The organism is Alkalihalobacillus bogoriensis ATCC BAA-922 (genome assembly GCF_000621445.1).
GTDB lineage: Bacteria > Bacillota > Bacilli > Bacillales > Bacillaceae_F > Bacillus_AO > Bacillus_AO bogoriense.
The window spans coordinates 143,277-167,724 of record NZ_JHYI01000014.1 but is presented as its reverse complement, the minus strand read 5'-3'; the positions used below and the strand labels follow the sequence as shown (position 1 = coordinate 167,724).

The following is a 24,448-nucleotide window of genomic DNA, read 5'->3' as shown; positions in this document are numbered from 1 at the left end:
TTAAAATTTAAAATTTTGTCACTTTTTTGACTTCAAGTCTAATATTTCGACACTTTATTGAACCTTCCTTTTTTATTATAGAGAAAAACTGCAAACTTTGTTTATTTTTTTTGTAAAAAAACAAACCTAGTATAAAGGGAATAATTCCCTTTATACTAGGTTTGTTAATGGCTTCTCCTGGCAAAATCGACAAATCGAAACTTATCTGGGCGGTGTCGAGATTCCGTAAACTGAAATAAGCTGGCATCCTCTAAATACACGTAATTTTTAACGACAACAATATTACAATGACCTTCTAAATCGAGATAGCGCTGATCTTCATTTGTTGGTTCTTCAACCGTAAATTCTTTCCTCGCAAAACTAATGGTCAAGCCTAAGTCGTTTTCGATGTACTCATATATTGACTGTTCGCAAATTGTTTTCGTTAATGAAGGAATATATGTTTTGTTAATAAAATCTTTATCAACAATAATTCGTTCCCCATCAATTTCTCGAACTCGAACAATCTCCCATATAAGCTCGTCCGCTTTTAACTTTAGCTGCTCGGCGATTTCTTTCGATGGGACGGTTTCTGAAAAATGTTCAACGTATGTGATTGTTTCTTTTCCCATTTTTACAGCAAGTTCTTTAAAGCTAACTAACCCTGACACCGGAAAATCCATTCGTTTTACATCGAGAACCAGTGAACCTTTTCCTTGCATTTTTTGAATATAGCCGTGTTCTGATAATAACTTTAATGCTTTGCGAATCGTCTCCCTAGATGTTTGAAATTGTTCAACCAATTCATGTTCTGACGGCAAAAAACTGTTTGGCTGGATATTTCCCTTTTGAATATCTGACACAAGTTGTGAATAAATTTGCTTAAACTTATTTTCTCTCATCATTAACCACCAACATTATTGTATCATTTTTGATTTAAATGATAAATAATCGACTCATATGGACGTAATATCATGTTTTTTTCAAGTCTACGTTCGTCATAGTTTGATAAAAGCATCGTCACATCTGTTTTTTGGTCAAATAACGATATTGGCAACTCACACTTAGCGTCTAATCCATAAAAATTATTTAATACAAGTAATGTTTCGTTTTGATAGTTTCTCACATATGCAAAGATGGAATCGTCATTTTCTAATATCAGTTCATAGTTCCCATAAGTGATCACATCATATTTTTTGCGAAGTTGAATTAATGCTTGATAATGGTAATAGATTGAATGTTCATTAGCGATTGCCGCTTCTGCATTTATTTCCTTATAGTTAGATGCAACCCCAATCCAAGGCGTTCCCGTTGTAAAGCCGGCTTCGTGTCCACTTGTCCATTGAACAGGAGTTCTAGAATTATCACGTGACTTTCGTTTAATAATCGTCATAATTTCCTCTTCTGACATCCCTTTTTCTTTCATGATGTTATAATGATTTAGCGTTTCCACATCACGATATTCAGCTATAGAATTAAACTTTGGATCGGTCATTCCAAATTCTTCGCCTTGGTAAATATACGGTGTCCCTTGCATCATATGAATCGTTGTCGCGAGCATCTTAGCGGATTCGCTATGATATGTCGTATCATTCCCATACCTTGTTACAACACGTGGTTGGTCATGATTACACCAAAACAAGGCATTCCAGCCTCCACCTTCGTGCATCTTTACTTGCCATTTCGTCAAAATTTGTTTGAGTGCTTGAAAATCAAAGTCAGCTATCGCCCATTTCTCTCCATTTGGATAGTCAACTTTAAGATGATGGAAGTTAAACGTCATACTTAATTCATTTTCAACTGGATTTGTATATTGAATGCAATGCTCAATCGTTGTTGATGACATCTCCCCAACAGTTAAAATGTCATATTTAGAAAATACTTTTCTGTTCATTTCTTTTATATATTCATGAACACGTGGTCCGTCTGTATAATATTTTCTCCCATCACCTGGTGCAACAGAACCGTCATCATTAGGAAAGCGTTGGTCTTTTGAAATTAAATTAATTACATCCAGACGAAATCCATCCACACCTTTTTCAAACCAAAAATGCATCATCTTATAAATTTCATTACGGACTTCTTCATTTTCCCAATTTAAATCTGCTTGTGTGACATCAAATAAATGTAAATAATACTGACCTGTTTCTTCATTATATTCCCATGCTGAACCACCAAACTTGGAATCCCAATTATTCGGTTCAGTTCCGTCTATCGGGTCTTTCCATATATAAAAGTCACGATATGGATTACCTTTCGACTGTTTTGACTTTAAAAACCATTCATGTTCAGTTGAAGTATGGTTCACTACAATATCCATAATAATTTTCAGTCCACGCTTATGGGCTTGCTCTAATAATTGGTTAAAGTCACTCATTGTTCCATATTCATCATGAATGGAATAATAATCACTTATATCATACCCATTATCTTTTTGAGGTGAGTCATATATTGGTGTGAGCCAAATTACATCGACTCCGAGTTCTTTTAAATAATCTAGCTTTTCAATAATCCCTTGCAAATCTCCAACACCATTTCCAGTCGTATCATTAAAGCTTTTCGGATATATTTGATACACGACAGAACGTCTCCACCACGGTTCACTTTTCATCGTTGTACACCTACCTATTTTTTAATTTCGTTACGCAAACACGTGTGCTTGTTTTACATTCTTGAAATAAAAAAGAAGGATACCACGAACTTTTGTAAGCTCATGGTTCCTCAATGTCATATTACACTGCTTCTTTTCTAAACTTGGCAAATAGGAACGTTAACACAAATGGAATGACAATCGCAAGTATCATCCCGATTAAAAACGGGATCCAGCTTTCTGGAACAATGGAGAAAATTCCTGGTATTCCTCCTACCCCAATAGATGTTGCCAACACTTTATTGACAGTAATAAACGTGGCAGCAATGGCTGAGCCGATGATAGCACAAATAAATGGAAAACGATAACGTAAATTGACACCAAACATAGCAGGCTCTGTTATTCCTAAATAAGCAGATACCGAAGATGTAAAAGATAGTCCCTTCATTTTTTCATCTTTTGTAGCAAACATTATCGCCAATGCCGCAGACCCTTGTGCGATATTTGATAATGCAAGAATTGGCCATAAGAATGTTCCACCTGTTGTTCCAATTAACTGCAGATCGACGGCCAGGAAGGTATGATGCATTCCTGTAATTACTAGTGGGGCATATATCGCACCGTAAAGTAATCCACCTAATAAAGCAAAATTATCAAAAATCCCTACAAACAACGATGTAATTCCATTACCAATGGCAAATGTAACTGGTCCAATCGCAATAAAAGCTAAGAACCCTGTAATTAATAATGCTACTGGTGCGACAACAAGTAGCTTAAATGCATCTGCCACTCGTTTGTTTAAAAACTGTTCGATTTTGGCGAGCACATAGGAAGCTACTAAGATTGGCAATACTTGACCTTGATAACCAATTGCTGCTACATCAAGTCCAAATAAATTCCAATATGGTATTTCTCCTGCCTCTAGAGCACCTGGGTATGCCCAAGCATTCAGTAAATCTGGGTGAACAAGCATGAGTCCTAAAACAATTCCTAGTAATGGACTACCACCAAATCGCTTAACAGCAGACCACCCAATTAACCCTGGTAAAAAGACAAATGCTGTGTTTGCAATTAAATTAATAATTCCAGCAATGTCTGCCCACTGTGGATGTACATCAATAATAGATTGCCCTTCATAAAAAATACCCGGCCCAGTCAATACATTATTAATCCCCATTAATAGACCCGCAGTTACAATGGCAGGAAGAATCGGAATAAAAATATCAGCTAATGTTTTAATTGCCCGTTGAAGCGGATTCATTTTTTTCGATGCCGCTTCTTTTGTTTCTTCTTTCGACGATTCTCCAATTCCGGTTTGTTTCACTAACTCTTTGTATACTTTGTCAACTAGCCCTTGACCAATAATAACTTGAAATTGCCCACTAGTTGAAAATGCCCCTTTAACAATATCAATGTTATCCAACTGGTCTTTATTAACTTTGGATTCATCATGTAAAGCAAAGCGCAAACGCGTTACACAATGAGTGGCAGAGGCTATATTCTCTTTTCCACCAATAGCTTCAATTATCGCTACTACATCTTTTGAGTTCACACTCATGTTTTTTCCCCCTTCTGTATCCGTTTTCACGGTTATGCATACTGTTCTCTCCCTATTGTTACCAATAATTTAATAATGATGTTCTTATTCTCTTTGGATTGACACGCCATCTTGTATATACAAGTCTTTATATTTTTAATTTAACTTGTATATACAAATTTGTCAACTTGTTTTTTTATTTATTTTTTTAATACTGCTTTTTCGAGTTTTGTTCTTATAATTTTCACTCTTCGATTCTCCTTAAACAATAAATTCTGTTACTCGACGAATTTATTCATTTTCTGGGAAATAACAACACCATACCTTGAAATAAGATATAATTATCTTTGTTTCATCTCTTTTATAAACGGTTATAGGACAATAAAACAAAGAATCATGAGGAGGATTTCCGAAATGGAGAAAATTATGTTTATTCAAACAGGAATGGGTGTCGATTTACATGGTCAAGATGTGACAACTGCTGCCGTACGCGCTGTCGAAAATGCAATTCATACTAATTCCATGCCTGGACTCCGTTCTACACTTCCCAACAATGACATTCATAACATGAAAGTTAATGTGAAATTAGCAATTCCTTTTGATGAGGATCAACTCAATGAAGATGCGGTAAAAGCTGTTTTGCCGTTTGGAACCGTAACAATAGAAACGATGAAAGGCGGTATGGCTACCACTAGCGGTGTGATTCTCGAAGAAAAAGGAGACAAAAACGATTTAATGTATATCGTTGTCGCTTCGATAGAAGTTGGATATTAAGTTAGTAGTTTAGACGCTGTCGATTTGTTTTCGACAGCGTTTTTTGTTTATTCTTTAGGTCTTACCGTTTCTTACGGACCTTGATTCCGCTATTTATACTAAACGCGGAGACTTTCAAAAGCTATCAGTCATCAGTTCCGTTACTTCGTATAAAAAGAAGGTTTTGTCGATGTTGTCGAGCTAATAACGGAACAGATGTCTGTAAGAATTGAAACAAGCCTTGTTTAAGTAAATAGAGGAAAATAAGTCCGTTATGGAACTCGTTATACACTCATCACACCATTTTTCAGTAATATTGATTCCCGTACTCGCTTATATATAATTAAGCTTTTTAAATGACTAAGGGGGTATTTGATGAGAAAAAGAACTTGGCTGTTTCCACTTTTCTGTTTATTTTTACTTTTATTAGCGGCATGTGGAACAAGTGACAGTACTCAAGGGGACACAAATAATGAACCTGAGACTGAAGCTGAAACTGAAAATACTGATGGACAGGATGATGGAGAAGCAACTAGTGATTCTAAGGAGACATATGTAGTTGCAACAGACAATGGGTATGTTCCATTTGAATATTTAGATCCTGACACAGGGGAACTTATCGGATTTGACATCGATTTAATTCACGCCCTTGCGGAAGAAGCAGGAATAAATATTGAAATTGAAACAATGGAGTTTGACGGTGTTGTGGCCGGCATCAGCTCAGGACGATTTGATATTGGCATTGCAGGTATGACTATTACAGAAGAACGAAAAGAGAATATTGATTTTTCACAGCCATATTATGATGCTGGGCTAGTACTTGCCGTCCATGTAGACAATGAGGAGATACAATCAATTGATGATTTAGCTGGGAAAACTGTGACAACACGGGTAGGGTCTACAAGCGAAACATTTATAACGAATGAAACAGAAGGCATCCCTGAAGCTTTCCCACAAATTACTGAAGCCTATCAAAACGTCATTACCGGTCGTTCTGATGCAACACTTTATGATTTACCAAATGTTCAATACTATGCTTCTACTGAGGGTGGCGGCCAACTCAAAATAGTAGGTGACCGTCTAACTGGTGAACAATATGGGATTGCTTTTCCTAAAGGTTCCCCTCTTCGTGACGAGATTGATGCTGCGTTAACCGAATTAATGGAAAATGGCACTTATGGAGATATATACGAAAAATGGTTTGACGAGCGCCCAGAAGGCATGTAACTGAGCGGAGGAAAAAAGCGTGACAGATCGCTGTCACGCTTTTATTTCTATCATAATTGAGGTGACTGACATGTTTGATTTTATTAATCATCATTATATCGAAGTAATACCTTATTTAGTTGATGGCTTGAAATATACACTCATTATTACTTTTGTTGGTGTTTTCTTAGGTTTTCTTGTAGGGGCAGGAGCAGGGTTAGCTCGTCTATCCAAAAACAAATTCATTTATATGCTAGCGACAATTTATGTTGAAGTTGTTAGAGGTACACCGATTCTAGCTCAAATTTTGCTTTTGTATATGGGTATTTCTGATTTATTCGGAATTAATTTAGATAAAGTAGTTGCTTCTATTATTGCGATTGCCCTAAATGCGGGTGCATATATTGCTGAAATTGTTCGCGGTTCTGTTCAATCGATTGATAAGGGACAATCCGAGGCTGGACGTTCTTTAGGCTTATCAAAAACTCAAACGATGCGCTATATTATATGGCCGCAAGCAATTAAGCGAATGATTCCACCATTAGGAAATCAATTTATCATTAGTTTAAAAGATACCTCTCTCTTTTCTGTCATTGCTGTAACCGAAATCCTTTATATGGGCAGGCAATATATTAGTTCGACCTTTACGTATTTTGAAACCTACGTCATGATATGTATTTTCTATTTAATTATTACCATTCCTTCTATGATTATATTAAGGAAGATTGAACGGAGGTTAGATGTATAGTGATCAAGGTAACCAATCTAAAAAAACGTTTTGGAGATACCGAAGTCTTAAAGGGGATTACGACAACAATCGAAGAAAAAGAAGTCGTTTGTGTCATCGGTCCTTCCGGCTCTGGAAAAAGTACTTTTTTACGATGTTTAAATTTACTTGAAGATATTAGTAGTGGGGCTGTAGAAATTGATGGAAGCGACTTAACTGATCCAAAGACGAATATTAATGCTGTCCGTTCACGTGTCGGTATGGTATTTCAACATTTTAATTTATTTCCTCATATGACAGTCATCGAAAATGTAACTCTTGCCCCTATACAAGTGAAAGGGATAACAAAAGAGGCCGCGGAAGAAAATTGCTTACCCATTTTGGAAAAAGTCGGCCTTTCAGACAAAGCTCACGTTTACCCAGCTAGCTTATCTGGTGGTCAAAAACAACGTGTTGCAATTGCAAGAGCTCTCGCAATGAATCCAAAAGTGATGTTATTCGATGAACCCACTTCTGCACTTGACCCTGAATTGGTTGGTGAAGTGCTTGGCGTTATGAAAGACCTTGCAAAAGAAGGTATGACCATGGTTGTCGTCACCCATGAAATGGGCTTTGCTCGCGAAGTCGGTGACCGTGTTTTCTTTATCGATGAAGGTATCTTTATGGAAGAAGGAACACCAGACCATATTTTCAACCATCCACAACATCCGAGACTGCAATCATTTTTAAGTAAAGTATTATAGCAAGAAAACGCGGGAGCGTCTTTTCGTTTCAAGCGAAGAGCGGAGCCCTTCCCGCTTTTCTAGAATAAACTTTCAATGCTTCGCTACTAGACCAAAATTTTTATACTCCCTCATTTGTCTCATTTTTGCGGTCAGAGCAGCCGTTATTTGTGAACATGATACGGGTTTCCGTTTTTTAGCGGCCACAGGAGCGCTTATTCATGCAAAAGCAACTCTATTCCTTGCGATATATTTTGATTAACGGCTCCTGTGTCCACCAACATTCCAAAACGCTAGCAATGTTCACAGATAAAGGTTTTCATGGCCGCTTACTTGCCATAAACAACAAAATCGCTAACGCGATAAACCCTACCCAAGTGTTGAATGATTCACTTGGGTCTTTTCATTCAAGCGAAGTGCGCAGCCTTCACTCTTCTAGAATAAGCTTTCAAAGCTTCACTGCCGCATCAAAATTTTTATGCTTTCTTGTCTTTCAAAAAAAGCCTGAATTCTGCACTTTTCAGGCCTTTTTTATTACCTTAATTAAACGTTTGATTAACTACTGTTTTACCCAATAAGCAGACCCATCTTTACTTCTATCTAAAAATCCATACTCGATAAAATATCTTCTCATCGTTGCAAAATCATCGTAAACCGATTGAATAATCGTATTTACTTCTTTTTCTGTATATTGTTTGTTCCGCTCAAAATGATGGGCAAGAACATACTTCAAAATTACGATTTTACGCTTTTCCTTACTAGGGAATTGTTTTACTTTTCCACCTTCATCTAAATAAGAAGAAAGTATTTTTTCTTCTTCTGTTTCCGTTGTTGAGTATCGGTCGTCAATCATCGTTGCTCCTTTATGAATACTCATAAATGGCTCATCTCCTTTATCTTGTAAAAGTTCCATCATGGCTAAAAATACTTTTGCTTGTTTTTCTTTCTCCCTCAATTTAAACCGATAGTTTCTAATCGTGGATGGTGAGTGACCGAACTTTGCCGAAATCTCTTTATCGTCCATTCCTGCATAAAACGCAATCATCATTTCTTTTTGTGCATCCGAAACGCCAGTATACTTTTTATTTAACTGAATAAGAAAATCAAACGGTGATTGATGTTCTTTTCGTACATGAAGCATAACCGCTCGCTTTGCATCAACATATTGCTCCCCTTCTTTATACATCACCCCTTGTTGAAATCCTTCACCACAAGCAATACATGTATATCTCTCACTTGTCGTATCAAACGTATAACCTCTTGTTAACTCCTCCACTGTAAGTTCAGCCAACCAATCTTTCACCAAAATATAAACACCTCTCTGTTACACTAAGTTCTTTTGTAGACATTTTATAATATTGTTTATAAATAAGTCAACTTTTTATGAATACGTCTGAATAAATTAGTTAAAATTTAACTAAATATGTTATATGCGTTAAAATGGTAATAACACTTATTTTATAGGGGTGATTTCGATGATGATTAGGCTTGCAAAAAAAGAGGACATCCCTCAGTTAATCAAAATGCGTTGGGATTTTACGATTGAACATGATGAGAGTAAAAAAATTGCTTCATTCCTAGAATTTGAAACGGAATGTCGTCAGTTTTTAGAAGAGGCACTGCAAGGAAATCAGTGGTTTATTTGGGTCGCTGAGGAACAAAATAAAATTTTGTCACATATTTATATTGAGCTTATTCGAAAAGTGCCGCGTCCTGGGAGAATTACATTTCCATTCGCATATATGACGAATGTTTACACGCTTAAAGAATACCGGAATAAAGGGATCGGCGGTAAGCTTCTTTCTACGATTAATGATTGGTCAAAACAATCTAATTATGAATTTATTATGGTTTGGCCTAGCGATGATAGTATTTCGTTTTATAAAAAACATGGCTATACCCATTGTATAGAGCCGATGGAATATAATCCACATTTAGTGTAATACATAATATGCGGACAGCTCTTATCTGCTCTCGTATGTCTTCTTCCCTTTCAATTAGATGACTAAAAGATAATGAGGTAAATGTCCGCTAACATTATTAAAAGAAAGACATTCAATCACCCGATCTCACCCTTCATTTCCATTAACTTTTGTCGAATTCGAGCAGGGATTTGTGCTTTTACACTCTCCCAAGGATGAATGATTTCTACTGGAATTTCATAACGTTTAAATTGGAGACTCGGTTGGAAAGCAAATCGTTTCATATACTTTTGAACGAGCGTATCCGTCTCAATCTCTTTTTCAATTATCCCTTGAAATATACTTGTAATAAGTAACCCTCCTTTCCCTGCCCCATCCTTAGTACACGTATGTAAATGAGGCAGAAGGAAAAACATATCGTCCCTTGGCAAAAAAGCATGTTTTCCAGGCTGCGAATACAATTTGACATGGTTGTCATTTTCTATATTGCTTTTATCTTTCAAAAGTCCAACAAAATATTTTCCATGAAAGCTCGCTTCACAATGAACAACAGTTCCATGATGATTGACATACACCCAAATATGCTCTAAATCATACATATGTTCAATATCAAAGTCCCAATAAATCGCGTATTCAATCACCATCTTTATTTCTCCATTGAAACAAAAGGAGCGACGGAAAGATGGTGAATCATCTCCATCTTTCAGATAGCTTACACCGACAAAATGAGGAAAAAACGGTTCGTGTTTATCAAAATAAAGAACAGGTGCATACGTTATTGCAGTTTCCATGTCCATCCTTCTCACCTCTTACTATTAATCTTTGACATTATATTTCACTCACTAAATTGTTTGCCCACTTGTTTGACCGAAAACGAAAATAACCGATACAAGCTTTTGACACTTCTTCTAAAGCAAAGAAAATATAAACGAGTTCGATCGGCCACTTCATGACAACTGCTCCAAAATAAACTAACGGTAGCGCTATAAACCATGTTGTAAACATAACAAGTTTCATTGAATATACATTATCTCCACCAGTACGAAACAAACCAACAATCCAAATATTATTTAAAAAGTACACAGGCAACACAACCGCTTGAATATAAAGAACATTACGAAAGGTTGCCTGGACTTCTTCACTCAAATTTGAAAATAACGATACAATGTATGGATTCGCAATGATAATAATCAAACTTACCGTTATCGCTGAGTAAATCGATAATCTAGTAAACTTTTTTGCATTTTCGATCGCTTCAGTTGGGTCTTCTAAACTTAATTTTTTTCCAATCATGACTTTTGCAGCATAGGAAAAACCAAAGATCCCCATCATAAAATAATTATTAAATGTCCGTGCTAATTGATAAACCGCGAGTGCTGCAACACCAAGATAGCCAAAAGCGACCGCATACATCATATTTCCAACCGACCATATGCCTTCATGGAGAACGATCGGTAATGTTGTCCGATACACTTTTTTGACAAATCTCCAATCAAACGCAAACATTGTACGAAAAGGAGCATTTATATAATACTTTCCACCATATATAAATCCAAGTAATACTATAATCGTAATGAGTGTAGAAACTAATGTAGCAATTGCTGCTCCTTTCACTTCCAGTCTCGGAAATCCCCAATGCCCATAAATGAGTAAATAATTTAATCCCGTATTTATCGCCATCCCAATCAAACCGATGATGACATTCACTTTCACTTTCCCTATAGCGCCTAATGTATGGCCATATGCATCCTTCACACTATTTAACACAAAGACAAAGACGATAATCGAAACATACTCAATCCCATACCATATCGCTTGGTCATTAGTGAAAAAAATCGATAGTAACGACTGTTTAAAAAAATAAATGAACATTGCGGCCATCGTCGAAACAACGAAAGCCGTTACTAACATTAACCCTAATGCTTTATGTACATTCTCCATGTCACCTTTACCATAAAACTGAGTGATAAAAGCGGTAATCCCATATGACGCTGATAAAATCATACCGAGAACAAATGTAAATTGACCTGCCGCTGCCATTGCTGCTACAGCTACCTCACCTAGTCCAGCAATCATCAATGTATCGATAAAAGAAAAAGAGTTACTTATCAACATATGGAGTACAAATGGGATAACTAGTATCTTTAGTTCCCGGTTAAAATTCATAATTTTAGCTCCCACTCCTATATTTATGGATGAGACTTTATTGAACAGGATGTTGTGACTTACGAGTTAATCCCTCGTTTACTTGTTCAACAATCTCAAGTAATTCCAACGGTGTAGAAATTGTATAATCTGGTGTTTCTGCCTCCTCTGCTGGGGTTTTCGGATAACGTGGTGACCATTGTAAAAAAACGCTCAGCATCCCCATCGCATTGGCACCTTTTATATCACGAGCTAAATTATTTCCAACCATCATAATACGCTCACAATCCGTTTCACTGAGATTCATCGCTCCGAGTGCTGCTTTAAACATTCGTTCGTCTGGTTTTCTCGTTTTCATATTTTCAGAGTAAATCATCACTTCAAAGTAATCATATAGTTGATGGTCCGTTAACATATTCTTAAATGACTGAGCTAAACCATCTGCTACAAGTGCCAGTCGATACCCACGTTCTGCTAAAGTTTTTACCATTTCTCCTGCACCAGGGATTAATTCAGCTTGTATGACTACCTCTTCCTCGTTACGTATTTCGGTTTCTTCATTTATAATTGTATCGCCACAATCAAGAAAGATAATCAACTGCTTTGTTTCCATATTTAACGCCTCTCTTTTCTCCTATTGATTCATGGCAGTCAGGTTATGAATGCCATTCAGGTTTAATTCAGTAGCATAATGACAAGCAACAAAATGGCCTTCTTCTATTTCTTCCCATTCTGGTTCCGTTTGTTCACATTTCTCTGTTTTATACGCACACCGAGGATGAAAATGACAGCCTTGCGGACGATTTGATGGATTAGGAACTTCCCCCTGTAATACAATTCTCTCCAATCTAATATCCGGATTTGGCCGAGGTACGGCAGATAATAATGCTTCCGTATACGGATGTCTTGGTTTGGAAAACAATTCTTGTGTAGGGGCTAACTCAATTATTTTTCCTAAATACATGACTGCTACACGGTCAGATAAGTATTCCACGATTGATAAATCATGGGAAATAAATAAATATGTCATCTGGAATTCTTTTTGTAAATCTTTTAATAGATTTATAATTTGTGCTTGAATGGAAACATCAAGCGCCGAAACCGCTTCATCACATACAATAACTTGTGGATTTGTAATTAGTGCACGTGCAATGCCAATTCTTTGCCGTTGCCCACCTGAAAAAGAATGTGGGTACCTTTTTAAGTAACTAACATTTAACCCTGTCTTCTCAGCAATTTCGATTACTCTTTGGTCGATTTCTGTTTTCTTTAGCTTAGTAGTCGCCCGTAAAGGCTCACTAATTATGTCATAAACCGTCATCCGTGGATTTAATGACGAATAAGGGTCTTGAAAAATCATTTGAATTTCTTTTCTAAGTCGCTGATAGTCTTTTTTCTTCACTTGCAGAAAGTCGATTTTTTTATTGTGTTTATCAACGATATGGACTTCCCCTGACGTTGCATCTACACCTCTAACAATACAGCGTCCTAATGTTGTTTTTCCACAGCCTGACTCTCCAACAATACTAAAGGTTTCACCCCGCTTTACAGAAAAGGAAACATCGGAAACAGCTTGAACGGTTTCATTCTTTTTCCCTTTAAATTCTTTTGTTAGATGATTAATTTCTAATATGATATTATCCATTTCCATCCCTCCCCTCCGTTTTTCCATCATATAAAAAACATCGAACAGAATGATTTTCTGTCATTGAAATCGGTGCAGGATACGCCTGATTACAAACTCCTTCTATTCTCTCTGAACAACGGTCATAAAATCCACACATTTCAGGCATATTTATAGCTAATGGAACCGTACCTTCTATAGAAGCTAGTCTTTCATTTTTTTGTCCGAGAGTTGGAATCGAATGAAGTAAGCCTTTTGTATACGGATGTTTTGGGTTTTTAAATATATCTCTCACCGGTGCTTTTTCCACAATTTGTCCTAAGTACATGACCGCGACATCATCACACATTTCAGCGACGATTCCTAAATCATGAGTAATAAACAAAATTGACATTTTAAAATCAGCTTGAAGCTTTTTCATTAATTCAAGCACTTGGGCTTGAATCGTGACATCTAATGCGGTCGTCGGTTCATCGGCAATTAATAACTCCGGATTACATGAGAGGGCCATTGCAATCATGGCACGCTGGCGCATTCCACCGGAAAATTCATGTGGGTATTGATGAAACCGTCCTTCGGCATTTGATATCCCGACCTTTTCTAGCATGTTGATTGCAAGTTGTTTTGCTTCTTTTTTATTTTTTGTTTGATGAAGTAAAATCACTTCCATAATTTGATTACCAATTGTATAAAGGGGTGAAAATGCGGTCATTGGTTCTTGAAAAATCATTGATATTTTTTTCCCACGAATCATTCTCATTTGTTTACTCGTTGGATGATAATCTAATAAATTTGTTTTATTTTCCTCTTCATCGTAAAGAAAGATTTCGCCTGTTGTTTGAAACTCCTTAGGATTTAGTCCGATAAGCGCCTTACTAGTGACACTTTTTCCACAACCTGATTCTCCTACAATCCCTAACGTCTTTCCTCGTTCAACAATAAAATCAATCCCATTCACCGCCTTCAGCATTCCCATGTCGGTCGGAAAATGGATATGTAGTCCATTCACTTCTAAAAACTTTTTCGAGAGAATCGCTTGTTCTGACATACTAGAACTCCTTTTCTTTCATATCATCCTATTTATAAGGGTCAGCCGCATCCCGTAATCCATCACCTAAAAAGTTAAATGCTAATACTGTCAAGATAACAAAACCTAAAGGAATCAGTTTCCATGGATATAAGGCAACATTTTCAATTTGCTGAGCTTCTTGTAGAAGGACTCCCCAACTTGTTGCTGGTGCTTGTATACCTAACCCTAAAAAGCTTAACGCCGTCTCACCAATAATCATGCCTGGGATTGCCAACGTGGCCGCAACGACTAAATAACTAATAAAACCAGGAACTAGATGCACAGCAATAATTTTCATCGTCGACACTCCAGATATTTTGGCTGCCATGATATAATCTTCATTTTTTAATGAAACAAATTTACTTCGAACAACACGAGCTAACCCGGTCCATTCTAAAAAAGCCATGATAATCGTAATGTACAAAAACATTTGCACGACTGGTACTCTTGGTGGAATTGCCGCTGATAAGGCCATCCATAACGGCAAAGTCGGAAAAGAGCGAATGATTTCGATTAACCTTTGAATAACTGAATCGACTACACCACCAAAGTATCCGGAAACCCCTCCGATAATAATCCCTAACACAAAACTTATACTGACACCGATTAACGGAATCGATAATGAGATTTGACTCCCAAGCACAATTCTAGAAAATAAGTCGCGACCTGTACCGTCCGTTCCAAAAAGGAATAACTGTCCGGGCTGTTCCACTCCAAACAAGCGGATATTGGTTTCAAATAATCCAAGAAACCGATACGGTTCCCCTTCAACAAAAAATCGAATTGGGTATTTAACGTCAGTGTCAGCAACTACGATTTTACGTAATGTATCAGGGTCTCTTGATGTAGTTAATCCATAAACAAAGGGACGAATATGAAATTTGCCATCCTCATCTATCCATTGAATTGTTGTTGGTGGGGCATTGACATATTCGCTGTTATAGCTTTGTAAATGATATGGCGCAATAAATTGTGCCAAAAGTGCAGACATATATAAGACGAACAATATGAGTAAACTTATTCGTGCTAATTTATGTTTCCGCAATTTTCGTGCCATTAACGTCCATTGCGAAGCCATATAATAAGATTCTTCACTTACCTTTTTCTTTTTCCATATATTCACTTTCTCTTTCTTCACTTGTATTTCCATTGATTACATTCCTTTTCTATCCATTCGGATTCTTGGATCTAGCCAAGCAAGTAAAATATCAGAAATTAATGTTCCAATTACGGTACAAACAGCCATAAAAAACAACCATGTCCCGGCTAAATACATGTCTTGACCTAATAATGCTTTATGCATAACCGGTCCTTGCGTCGGAAGATTCAACACGATAGCCGTGATAGTCGCTCCTGTAAAAATAGACGTTAAAGACCAACCAATCGTACTAATAATCGGATTTAGTGCAGCTCTTGTTGGATATTTACGAATAATCCGACCTTCTGATAATCCTTTTGAACGAGCGGTTAATACATTCGGTTTTGTCATCTCATCGAGCATTTGTCCTCGCATTACACGAATAAGTTCACATGTATTTGCAGTACCAATGACAACGATCGGAATAATGAGATGCTTTAATAAATCTATTACTCTTGCCACACTCCAAGGCTGGTCAACAAATTCTTTTGACTGTATTCCTAGCATTGGGTCACCAAAAAAAGTAAAAGATAAGTACATTAAAATAATGGCTAATAAAAAATTGGGTGTGGCCATCCCTAAAAAGCCGATTGTTGTAAACACATAATCACCAAAGGAATATTGCTTTAATGCACTATAAATCCCAATCGGAATCGCAACAAAATATGTAAAAAGCAAAGAGGCTATCGATACAATTAGCGTCATCCCCATATGCTGCTGAATCACGTCTAAAACAGGACGATTATAACTAAATGAATATCCAAAATCACCTTCTGTTACAATCCCCCACATCCATTTCCCATATTGTATATACCATGCTTGGTCTAACCCATAGGATTCACGCAATCGGTCCAATGCATCATCGTTTAACACCTCACCATCTTGCTCCATTTGTAAAGCATAACTACTGACGAAATCCCCTGGTGGCAATTGAATGATAAAAAAGACAATAACCGAAATTGCAAAAACTACCGGTATCATTAATAGAACTCTACGAACGATGTAACGAACCATAATTTCTCCTTCCACACATAGTAGGATAGAGACAGGGGGAATCCCCCTGTCTATTAGTTATTATTGTTTAAAAAAGAACTGGACTGGTTTGGCATGTCCTAACCCTCTAAATTCATCACTATCAATAAGACCATCTGGAACGTTTCGAACATTATTTTTCGCAACAACTAACGACGGAGTTGGACCCGTATACCCAATTACCCATTGGTTTTCTTTATGGAGTTTTACGATTTCATCACTCCACTTATCAACTTCCTCTGACGTTTTTGAGGCTGTTAAATTGTTCCAATATTCCACTAGTTTGGCAACATCACCTTCTGGTTTTACCCCTTCTTCTCCATTAGAAGAATTGTATAAACCATAGTGACCAAACCAAGGCGTAATCACACGTAACGGCACCAGTTCATCTGGACGATACGCTACTTTTACAACACTGATGTTTTGGGTTGTTGCTGGGATTTTATTGTCATATTTCAAATCAAAAAACAATCCTTGGTCAGCAATCTTAATATCTGTTTTAATTCCGATTTTTTCATAATACATCTTTAATAATTCTTGTAATGTCCCAACTTGAGTCTCTCCACGGCTTTCTTGATAAATCACAAGATTTAGTTCTGAGCCATCTGCAAACGTACGGAATTCCTTCTTGTCATCCCATTTCAAACCGATGTCATCAAGTAACTCGTTAGCACGGTCAACATTATAGTCGTTCCACTGATCTTTCCAGCCTTCTTGATAGTTTGGCACCCCTTCCGAAACGGAAGCTTGTTGTGGTTCACCTAATCCACTCGTTAAAATTTCCGATAATTCGACACGGTCAACAGCGACGGATAAAGCTTCACGGAAACGTTTATCTTGAAAAAGTTCACGTAATTTCGGATCATCAATCGTTTGATTTAACTGTAAACCTGTACTTGACCATGCTGTAGGTGTCCATTGTAAAACACGGTAATCTCCTTTTTGCTCATTTTCTTTTAATACTGTAAAATCTGTAAAACCAAACGTAAACACATCAACATTACCAGCAAGAGTTTCCATTAAATAGTGGCTAGTATCTTGCATTTTGTTTAAAACAATTCGATCGATATAAGGTAATTGGTTTCCTTCTGCATCCGTTTTAAAGTAATACGGATTTCGTTCCATAATATAGCGGTCACTATGTGGGTCATTTGTTCCTACCCATGCTCTAAGTGTTGGGCGGTCAGGAATTAACCAGAAATAATATCCAGTCCATTCTCCAAATGTATCTAAGTCGTTGTATCCATATTCTTTCGCAACTTCAAGTGCTTTTTCTTCACCTAAAAATTCAGGAAGAATATTTTCATAATAATGAGCTGGAGCAAAAAACCATTTATTATCAATCGCTAAACGCTCTAAGAAAAGTACACTTGGATATTTGTGAATGACTTTAACTGTATAATCATCCACTTTCACTACATCGGAACGAACTTTTTCTCCTGTTTCAGGATTGACAGAGTAATAGCAATCATAAAGTGCTTTTCCAAATGTCTCTGGAATGAGCATATGCTCCCAGTAGAAAATAACATCATCGGCAGTAAACGGCTCACCATCCGACCATTTCATTCCTTCACGTAAATAAATCGTGTATTCCGTTCTTTCTTCGTTCACATCATATCCTTTAGCAACATTTGGCTCGACACCATTCCCATCTTCTGTAAATCGAAATAATGCTTCTTCGGTAATTTTACCTATACCCCACTTATCATCCGGACCAGCCCACGGGTAATTCCATTCTCCTCCGTATTGCCCGATTTCTTCAAGAACCGGTTCGACCATAATATCATCAAGAATTGGCATACGATCTTCTACTGCTGGTAAATCACCTTTACTAACAAGCTCCTGGAGCATTGGTGCATCTTTTAGTTCAGATCCAACTGCTAACTGCTCTACTTCGACCGGTTCTAATTCATTCTTCGGCTCTATCGTCGTTTCTTCCGTTTTCGATTGACAACCAACAACTATCATAGAGATAAAAAGTACAATCATCATGATAACTAACTTTTTCTTAAACATGTTCCCACTCCTAATTAATAATTCGTGACGATACATTTCCTTACGTGAATGAAAAAGTAAATGTCATGATGATAAGTAAGTTCATATGTATGTCAGCTTCATGTTTGAATGTTTGAAGTTGATCCTCTTTCTTCTAATTCAATTGGAATAATGACTCTTTTTACAATTTGTTCAGAAGACTTGATTTGTTCAATTAGTAGTTTAGCGGCTTCCCTCCCTAATTTTTCTCCATTCAATTTCATATTTGTTAACGGTGGAGAAAATTCAGATGCATATACAGACCCGTCACTAAAAGCTATAATCGACAATTGCTTTGGTATTTGAATCCCTAATTCTGCACAAGCTCGATATACCCCTAAGGCAACTTTGTCATTATCAGTAATCACGGCCGTCAGCTCTTTATTTTCAACTAGCATTTTTTTTGCCGTTACATATCCAAACTCAACTGAAGTCAATTTTTCATTACGTGGAATAATAAAACGCTGATTAACCGGGACACCATTTTTGTCTAACGAGGCAACATGACCTATTTCTCGTTCTTGACTAACAGTCCGTATTTTAGGAGCATTAAGAAATAAAAAATTGCGATGCCCTAACGAAATTAAGTAGTCAGTTACTTGCACAGCGGCAGGAAAATTATTGTTGTCTACATAAGAAAGTTGGTTTTCATATGGCGTTGGCGGGATTCCAACAACAACGACTGGTGTATTCTTTTCCACACTTTCAATTATCCGATTATCATTCATTGACGGTGCTAAGATGATTTCTCCATCTGTAGGATTTGACGCAACATGAATAACTTGTTCTCGATAATGGTCAGGTAAAGTATTTACAAGCAATCGATAGCCTTGATGGTAACATTCACTTAACACGCCATTTATAAATGAAAGATGAAATTGGCTAAACTTAATTTTTTCACCAACCATATTTAAACCGATAATCTTCGTTTCTTTTATCGCTAAACTTCGAGCTAAGTAATTTGGTTTATAGTGAAGCTCTTTCGCTACCGCTAAAACACGTTCCCTCACCTCCTTACTAATTGGTCGCTTTTGACTAAATACATTTGAAACTGTGCTTTTGGATACTCCTGCTGCTTTGGCAACATCATTGATATTTGTCATTTTCATCACCCTTTACCATAATTGATATTAAACCGGTTTTATTAATTACTAATAAACTAAGCGTAAATTTCATGTTAATCATTAATAAATCTATTTAATAGTTAGCGCAAATCATTGATTTATAAAGGTTCCTCCTACTTTATTACTTTATAAATTTAATCAAACCGTTTTAACTAATAATTAAAGATACGATAAAGAACCAAGGAGTAACCCTTGGTATAAAAGACTTTTCACCTTTCCCCACATGTTAGTGTCTTCATCTCTTTTTGTGAATAAAATGTTAGATTTTTGTAAAAGAGATAGATATATAGGAATGGATCTTCTGCGACACCTCTCGTTTCGGACATATATTCCTTTATTTCATGAAAATTTAACCTTTTCTACATTTCTTACGGACATACTTTCCGCTATATGGCCAAATAAGCGGGGAAACACGACACTTCTATGATATAACAGAACAAGTGTCCGATAGCACTTGAGAAACGTTACTTTCACTTAAAATAGTGGAACAGATGTCCGTAAGATTAGAAGGAAGAGAAGTTACACACGAGTATTCAACACGATTTACTTCTAGCTTATCAATCTTTAATCCCTCCAGTGTGGAACAAAAAAAGCCACTCTCTTAAGAGCAGCAGCATTCGTAGTTATTCAGCAATAAATTCTAATAAAAACTTATTCACTAGTTGAGGTTGTTCAAGATGAACCCAATGTGTCGCATCAACTAAAACTAGCTTACAATCCACACAATGCTCTATGCTTTTTTTTGCTAATGACAACGATAAAAAAACATCATCTTTTCCCCATATGATTCGGACAGGAACAGTAATGGCCCTTTCTTTCACTTGTTTAATCGTTCCTTTTCTCATCGCTCGGTACCAATGAACCATTGTTGTTAATGCCTGTTTTTGTGACCACGCCGTTTTATACACCGCAAAATCGTCAGTTGTAAATGTGCCGTTCCGACTTGTCTTTTCCATAATCGTTTCAAATAGCTGAAAGTGTTGATTTCGAAACGCCCATTCCGGTAAAAAAGGAGGCTGAAACAAAAGCAAATAAAAGCTTTTATACCATTGAATCGGCAAATAACTTACGACCTTTACCATTACATGAGGTTGCGGACTATTTAAAATAATGAGCTTTTCCACACATAGAGGGTCCGTTGTCGCAATATGCCATGCAACGAGTCCTCCCCAATCATGACCAATAAAAATTGCCTTTTTTCTCTGTAAAGACGATAACAATCCTAAAATATCATCCCGTAAAATGTCTATCGTATAGCTTTCTATTTTCTGTGGTTTTTCACTTAAGTTATATCCCCGTTGGTCGGGGACAACCACTCGATATCCTGCTTTGGCTAATGCTTCGATTTGAAAACGCCACCCGTACCAAAACTCAGGGAAACCATGCAACAAAATTACAAGTGGGCCTTCTTTTGGCCCTGCCATAACCGTATGTAATGTGATGCTATTTGTATGGATATATGTATATTCACAGTTCACTTTACGCCACCTCTTACCCGTATTGTAAGCAAAACAAAGCTTTAACATACGGTTCTCCTCATTGTTTTCCGATGTAATTGACATCAAAATAAATAACATACGTCGAATGCAGACTGCCAGGTAAACAAAAAGAAGATAGGAAATGATATCTTTCCTACCTTCCTCATATTAATTTAATCTTTCTTTGTTTTGAAAACGTGAAAACACAATATATAGCATAGGGACAAGCACTAGCGTTAGCAATGTCGAAAATAATATCCCTGAAATAATCGTAATCGCTAATGGCGTAAATAGTGCGTCTCCTGAAATCGCAATAGGAAGTAACGCTACAACCGAAGTTACTGCCGTTAACAAAATCGGTCGTAATCGCGACCGGCCAGATTCAATAACAGCTTCCTGGATACTCATTCCACTCTTTCTTCCTTGCTCAATGAAATCAAGTAGAACGACTGAATTTCGAACAACAATTCCTGTTAACGAGACCATTCCCATAACAGCTAAAAAGCTTATAGGTGTTTGAGTAGCAAACAACCCTAATATAGCACCCGCAATCGCTAAGTAAACAGCGACTAACACTAGAAATGGCATTTTGAGCGAATTAAACTGAAAGGCTAATAACAAGTAAACAAGGAAAATAACAATGATGAACAAAATGATTATTTCTGCAAAGAAGTCATCTTGTGCTTGATTTTCTCCACCTACCCAAATTGAATATTCATTTCCTTGAAGGTTTTGGCGATGAGTTTCAACAAGTTCAGCTACTTTTGCTTTAAATCCCTCTGTCTCACCTGGGTATGCCCGTAATACAATCGCTCGTTCTCCATCGATATGACCGATTCGTTGTAGCTGTTCGGACCTTTCTTCTGTCACCAAATCTGAAAGTGGAACTAGTGTTGGAATACCGTTTTCTTGTACGACAAAATCAATTTCATATAAATTCACTTGTTGTCCTTTTTCTACTCTATCCACAAATAAGGTTGAGTTGTATTTCACAACTCCATCATCGAAAGTCCGAAACGGAATGCCCCCTGTAACGATACGAATTTGTTCGCTAATTTGGTTGACTGTTACTCCGTATTGTTCTAGTTTTTCACGGTCAGGTACATACACTATAGCAGGTTCTCTTGGTCCCATGTTATCTAAAACTATTTCTGCTCCAATGGCTTGCATTTCAAGTTGTAGCTCCTCTTTCCACTCAACAAGAGCATCAATATCTGGACCTGTCACAGTCACTGTCACAGGAGCACCTGTAGGAGGACCTTGTTCAATTGTTTCTAAAAAAATCGTCGCTGTTGGAAATTCTTCGCGTAATGGCTTTGTCCAATTATTAATAAACCCTTGCGCCGTTTGATTTACACGATCGACTCGCACAACAATTTGACCAGTAAATGGGCCACTCACATCAAGAGAACTATTAAATAAGTTCGGTAACCCTGTCCCGCTAAAAACACTTGTTTCTACTACTCCATCATCTGCAGCAACGAAGTCAGTCATTTCTTGCATAAGCTCATATGTTTCTTCTAATGGCGTCCCAATTGGTAATTCGACATCAATGGTTACTTCTTCCCGGTCAGCTGCTGGGAAAAACTCAAATGGTGTAAAAACGACTAAACCTATGATAGCTGTTGTTATGAAAAGTCCAGCAAAGGAAACAAGAAATGGCCACTTACTTGCTTTAGCCAACACGCGATTTGCGTAAAAATCTGATGCGAGATTTAATGGCTTTCCTAGTAATCCTGGTGCATCAGACATTTTTCTGTTCGTTTTTCGTTGCATCAAATACCGAAGCATCGGAACAAAGAAAAGCGCAACGAGTGTCGAAGCCAATATCGTTGTAATCAAAACCATAGGTAATGCACGGATAAAAGCGCCATTGGCCCCACTTAAAAATACAAGAGGTAAAAAAGTAAATACTATTGCTAATGAAGAAGTAACAATAGATACCCACACTTCTTTTACACCCGTAACGGCCCCAGTTAAAGCAGACTTCCCCATTTTATAATGCCGTTGGATATTATCGTTTACAACAATTGAATCATCTACTAAAATCCCTAAAGCGATAATAGCACCAATCACCGATATTTGGTTTAAGTCAACACCAGTAAACGGTAATGGGATTAACCCCATTAACAATGATATCGGTACAGCCAAAGCGACAGTAATGGCTCCTGAAAATGTTAAGCCAAGTATAGCCGTAAAAATAACAACTACCACTGCAATGGCTAACGATAAAAATAAACTTTCAAAAATGTCCGTTACAATATTCGCTTGTGAATAATAAGAAACCAATTCCACATTTTCAGGGAGCCCTTTTGCGAGCTCACGAACAGTTTCATCCACCCTTTTATCTACCGTTGGAATATCCTCACCAGGCTGAACAAAAGCAGTGAAGGAAATGGACGGTGCATCTTCAAAGGCAATTAAGTCGGTCGTTTCTTTTGGCTCAATCTTTACCGTCGCTACATCACTTAAATAAACAGGATTATTTTCTTGATCACTTCCAACAAGAACCGATTCCAAATTCGTACTATTACGATAATGATCCACTTTTAGTTGCAGAATTTGTCCATCAGTTTCAACCTTTCCAAGGGGAGAAGGAGCAAATTCATCTTCAATCGCTTCGATTACTTCCGGTAACGTAAGACGCGCTTCTGCTAAAAGGCTTGAATCCAATGAAATCATAACTTCATTTTCCGAAATTCCTTTAATTATAACACGGTCGACCCCACGTAGTGACTCAACTTCCTTTTGCCATCTCATCATTTCTTCGTATAAACCATTTAAGTTTGTTCTGTCATCACTTATAATGTGATAAGAAACAACAGGCGTGCTTCCTGAAACATTACTTACAGTAGGGTCATTCACATTTTCAGGGAATTGGGTTGCAACTACGGAAACCGCTTGACGAACATCAGATAAAATTTGTGTTTGGTTTACCCCGTCCTCAAGCGTTAACACAATCGAGGAAAAACCAGCTGAAGAGGAAGACACAATTTCTTCAATGCCTTCAATATTCTTTATACTCTCTTCAATTGGATTTGTAATATCTCTTTCTACATCTTCAACTGTAGCTCCTGGATATACTGTCGTTACAGTCCCGATATTTAGTGTGATTTCAGGGATTTCTCGTTGTGGTAAAGATAAAAATGTGTAAACACCAATAATAATAAACAAAAGAAATAAAATTAAAAAAACCTTTGAACGTTGCAAAATCCATGATAGCATCTTTTCAACCCAGCTCCCACTGACTTCATAGTCATTTTTTGATAAAAGAACAATAAAAACATTAATATAACAACATTTATAACCTTGACTTTGAAGTCATTTTCTCATGTGGGATTATTTCCGTCAACACATAAGCATCAAAT

21 protein-coding genes are annotated in these 24,448 nt (G+C 37.0%); 6 read left to right on the top strand and 15 right to left on the bottom strand.

Annotated elements, in window-relative coordinates:
* Window positions 1-164 precede the first annotated feature (164 nt).
* The 3 genes from treR to treP all read right to left on the bottom strand — a co-directional run bounded on the left by treR (window position 165) and on the right by treP (window position 4,127).
* Window positions 165-881 carry a trehalose operon repressor gene (gene treR, locus T323_RS0107460; RefSeq protein ID WP_026672711.1) on the bottom strand — a complete coding sequence of 239 codons (717 nt, stop codon included), beginning with the start codon at window positions 879-881 and terminating at the stop codon, window positions 165-167.
* Window positions 882-904: 23 nt separating this feature from the next.
* The gene (gene treC / locus T323_RS0107455; protein WP_026672710.1) at window positions 905-2,590 is read right to left on the bottom strand and encodes an alpha,alpha-phosphotrehalase; all 1,686 of its coding nucleotides are present in this window, start codon (window positions 2,588-2,590) and stop codon (window positions 905-907) included.
* A 121-nt stretch (window positions 2,591-2,711) separates the two neighbouring features.
* A complete protein-coding gene (gene treP, locus T323_RS0107450; RefSeq protein ID WP_026672709.1) occupies window positions 2,712-4,127 on the bottom strand; it encodes a PTS system trehalose-specific EIIBC component in 1,416 nt (471 codons plus the stop codon).
* Window positions 4,128-4,520: 393 nt separating this feature from the next.
* Here treP and T323_RS0107445 point away from each other — a divergent pair, with 393 nt between their 5' ends.
* The 5 genes from T323_RS0107445 (at window position 4,521) to T323_RS28775 (ending at window position 8,092) form a co-directional block, all read left to right on the top strand.
* On the top strand, window positions 4,521-4,880 hold the full coding sequence (locus T323_RS0107445; RefSeq protein WP_026672708.1) for a Lin0512 family protein: 360 nt from the start codon (window positions 4,521-4,523) through the stop codon (window positions 4,878-4,880).
* Window positions 4,881-5,234: 354 nt separating this feature from the next.
* Window positions 5,235-6,086 carry a transporter substrate-binding domain-containing protein gene (locus T323_RS26260; protein ID WP_051556435.1) on the top strand — a complete coding sequence of 284 codons (852 nt, stop codon included), beginning with the start codon at window positions 5,235-5,237 and terminating at the stop codon, window positions 6,084-6,086.
* A gap of 70 nt (window positions 6,087-6,156) precedes the next feature.
* Window positions 6,157-6,813, top strand: a complete 657-nt coding sequence (locus T323_RS0107435; RefSeq protein WP_026672707.1) for an amino acid ABC transporter permease — start codon at window positions 6,157-6,159, stop codon at window positions 6,811-6,813.
* Window positions 6,813-7,535, top strand: coding sequence for an amino acid ABC transporter ATP-binding protein (locus T323_RS0107430; RefSeq protein ID WP_026672706.1), 723 nt, complete (start codon window positions 6,813-6,815; stop codon window positions 7,533-7,535). Before T323_RS0107435 ends, T323_RS0107430 begins: the two co-directional genes overlap by 1 nt.
* Window positions 7,536-7,735: 200 nt before the next feature.
* Complete coding sequence (locus tag T323_RS28775; protein ID WP_156942415.1) at window positions 7,736-8,092, top strand: hypothetical protein; 357 nt, start codon at window positions 7,736-7,738, stop codon at window positions 8,090-8,092.
* Here T323_RS28775 and T323_RS0107425 read toward each other — a convergent pair.
* Window positions 8,074-8,823: a DUF2087 domain-containing protein gene (locus T323_RS0107425; RefSeq protein ID WP_026672705.1), complete on the bottom strand. Its 750-nt coding sequence runs from the start codon at window positions 8,821-8,823 to the stop codon at window positions 8,074-8,076. The genes T323_RS28775 and T323_RS0107425 overlap by 19 nt on opposite strands.
* A gap of 166 nt (window positions 8,824-8,989) precedes the next feature.
* On the opposite strand from T323_RS0107425, the gene T323_RS0107420 reads away from it, so the two are divergent.
* Window positions 8,990-9,457, top strand: coding sequence for a GNAT family N-acetyltransferase (locus T323_RS0107420; RefSeq protein ID WP_026672704.1), 468 nt, complete (start codon window positions 8,990-8,992; stop codon window positions 9,455-9,457).
* Window positions 9,458-9,573: 116 nt separating this feature from the next.
* Here the strand turns inward: T323_RS0107420 and T323_RS0107415 are convergent, their stop codons facing one another.
* The 11 genes from T323_RS0107415 to T323_RS0107365 form a co-directional block, all read right to left on the bottom strand.
* Complete coding sequence (locus T323_RS0107415; protein ID WP_218971034.1) at window positions 9,574-10,227, bottom strand: NPP1 family protein; 654 nt, start codon at window positions 10,225-10,227, stop codon at window positions 9,574-9,576.
* 37 nt (window positions 10,228-10,264) lie between these two features.
* Window positions 10,265-11,602 carry an MATE family efflux transporter gene (locus tag T323_RS0107410; protein WP_026672702.1) on the bottom strand — a complete coding sequence of 446 codons (1,338 nt, stop codon included), beginning with the start codon at window positions 11,600-11,602 and terminating at the stop codon, window positions 10,265-10,267.
* 37 nt (window positions 11,603-11,639) lie between these two features.
* Window positions 11,640-12,194: an HAD family hydrolase gene (locus T323_RS26255; RefSeq protein ID WP_051556434.1), complete on the bottom strand. Its 555-nt coding sequence runs from the start codon at window positions 12,192-12,194 to the stop codon at window positions 11,640-11,642.
* Between the two features lie 21 nt (window positions 12,195-12,215).
* Window positions 12,216-13,226, bottom strand: a complete 1,011-nt coding sequence (locus T323_RS0107400) for an ABC transporter ATP-binding protein (protein ID WP_026672701.1) — start codon at window positions 13,224-13,226, stop codon at window positions 12,216-12,218.
* A complete protein-coding gene (locus T323_RS0107395; RefSeq protein ID WP_026672700.1) occupies window positions 13,219-14,253 on the bottom strand; it encodes an ABC transporter ATP-binding protein in 1,035 nt (344 codons plus the stop codon). The genes T323_RS0107400 and T323_RS0107395 overlap by 8 nt, the downstream gene beginning before the upstream one ends.
* Window positions 14,254-14,281: 28 nt before the next feature.
* Complete coding sequence (locus T323_RS0107390; RefSeq protein WP_035178031.1) at window positions 14,282-15,424, bottom strand: ABC transporter permease; 1,143 nt, start codon at window positions 15,422-15,424, stop codon at window positions 14,282-14,284.
* A 3-nt stretch (window positions 15,425-15,427) separates the two neighbouring features.
* Window positions 15,428-16,426, bottom strand: a complete 999-nt coding sequence (locus T323_RS0107385; protein WP_026672698.1) for an ABC transporter permease — start codon at window positions 16,424-16,426, stop codon at window positions 15,428-15,430.
* A gap of 60 nt (window positions 16,427-16,486) precedes the next feature.
* On the bottom strand, window positions 16,487-18,460 hold the full coding sequence (locus T323_RS0107380) for an ABC transporter substrate-binding protein (RefSeq protein WP_026672697.1): 1,974 nt from the start codon (window positions 18,458-18,460) through the stop codon (window positions 16,487-16,489).
* Between the two features lie 98 nt (window positions 18,461-18,558).
* Complete coding sequence (locus tag T323_RS0107375; RefSeq protein ID WP_026672696.1) at window positions 18,559-19,581, bottom strand: LacI family DNA-binding transcriptional regulator; 1,023 nt, start codon at window positions 19,579-19,581, stop codon at window positions 18,559-18,561.
* Window positions 19,582-20,225: 644 nt separating this feature from the next.
* A complete protein-coding gene (locus tag T323_RS0107370; protein ID WP_051556433.1) occupies window positions 20,226-21,128 on the bottom strand; it encodes an alpha/beta fold hydrolase in 903 nt (300 codons plus the stop codon).
* Window positions 21,129-21,248: 120 nt separating this feature from the next.
* Window positions 21,249-24,305 (bottom strand): efflux RND transporter permease subunit, encoded by a 3,057-nt coding sequence (locus tag T323_RS0107365; RefSeq protein WP_026672694.1) that lies wholly within the window; start codon window positions 24,303-24,305, stop codon window positions 21,249-21,251.
* Window positions 24,306-24,448: the final 143 nt, after the last annotated feature.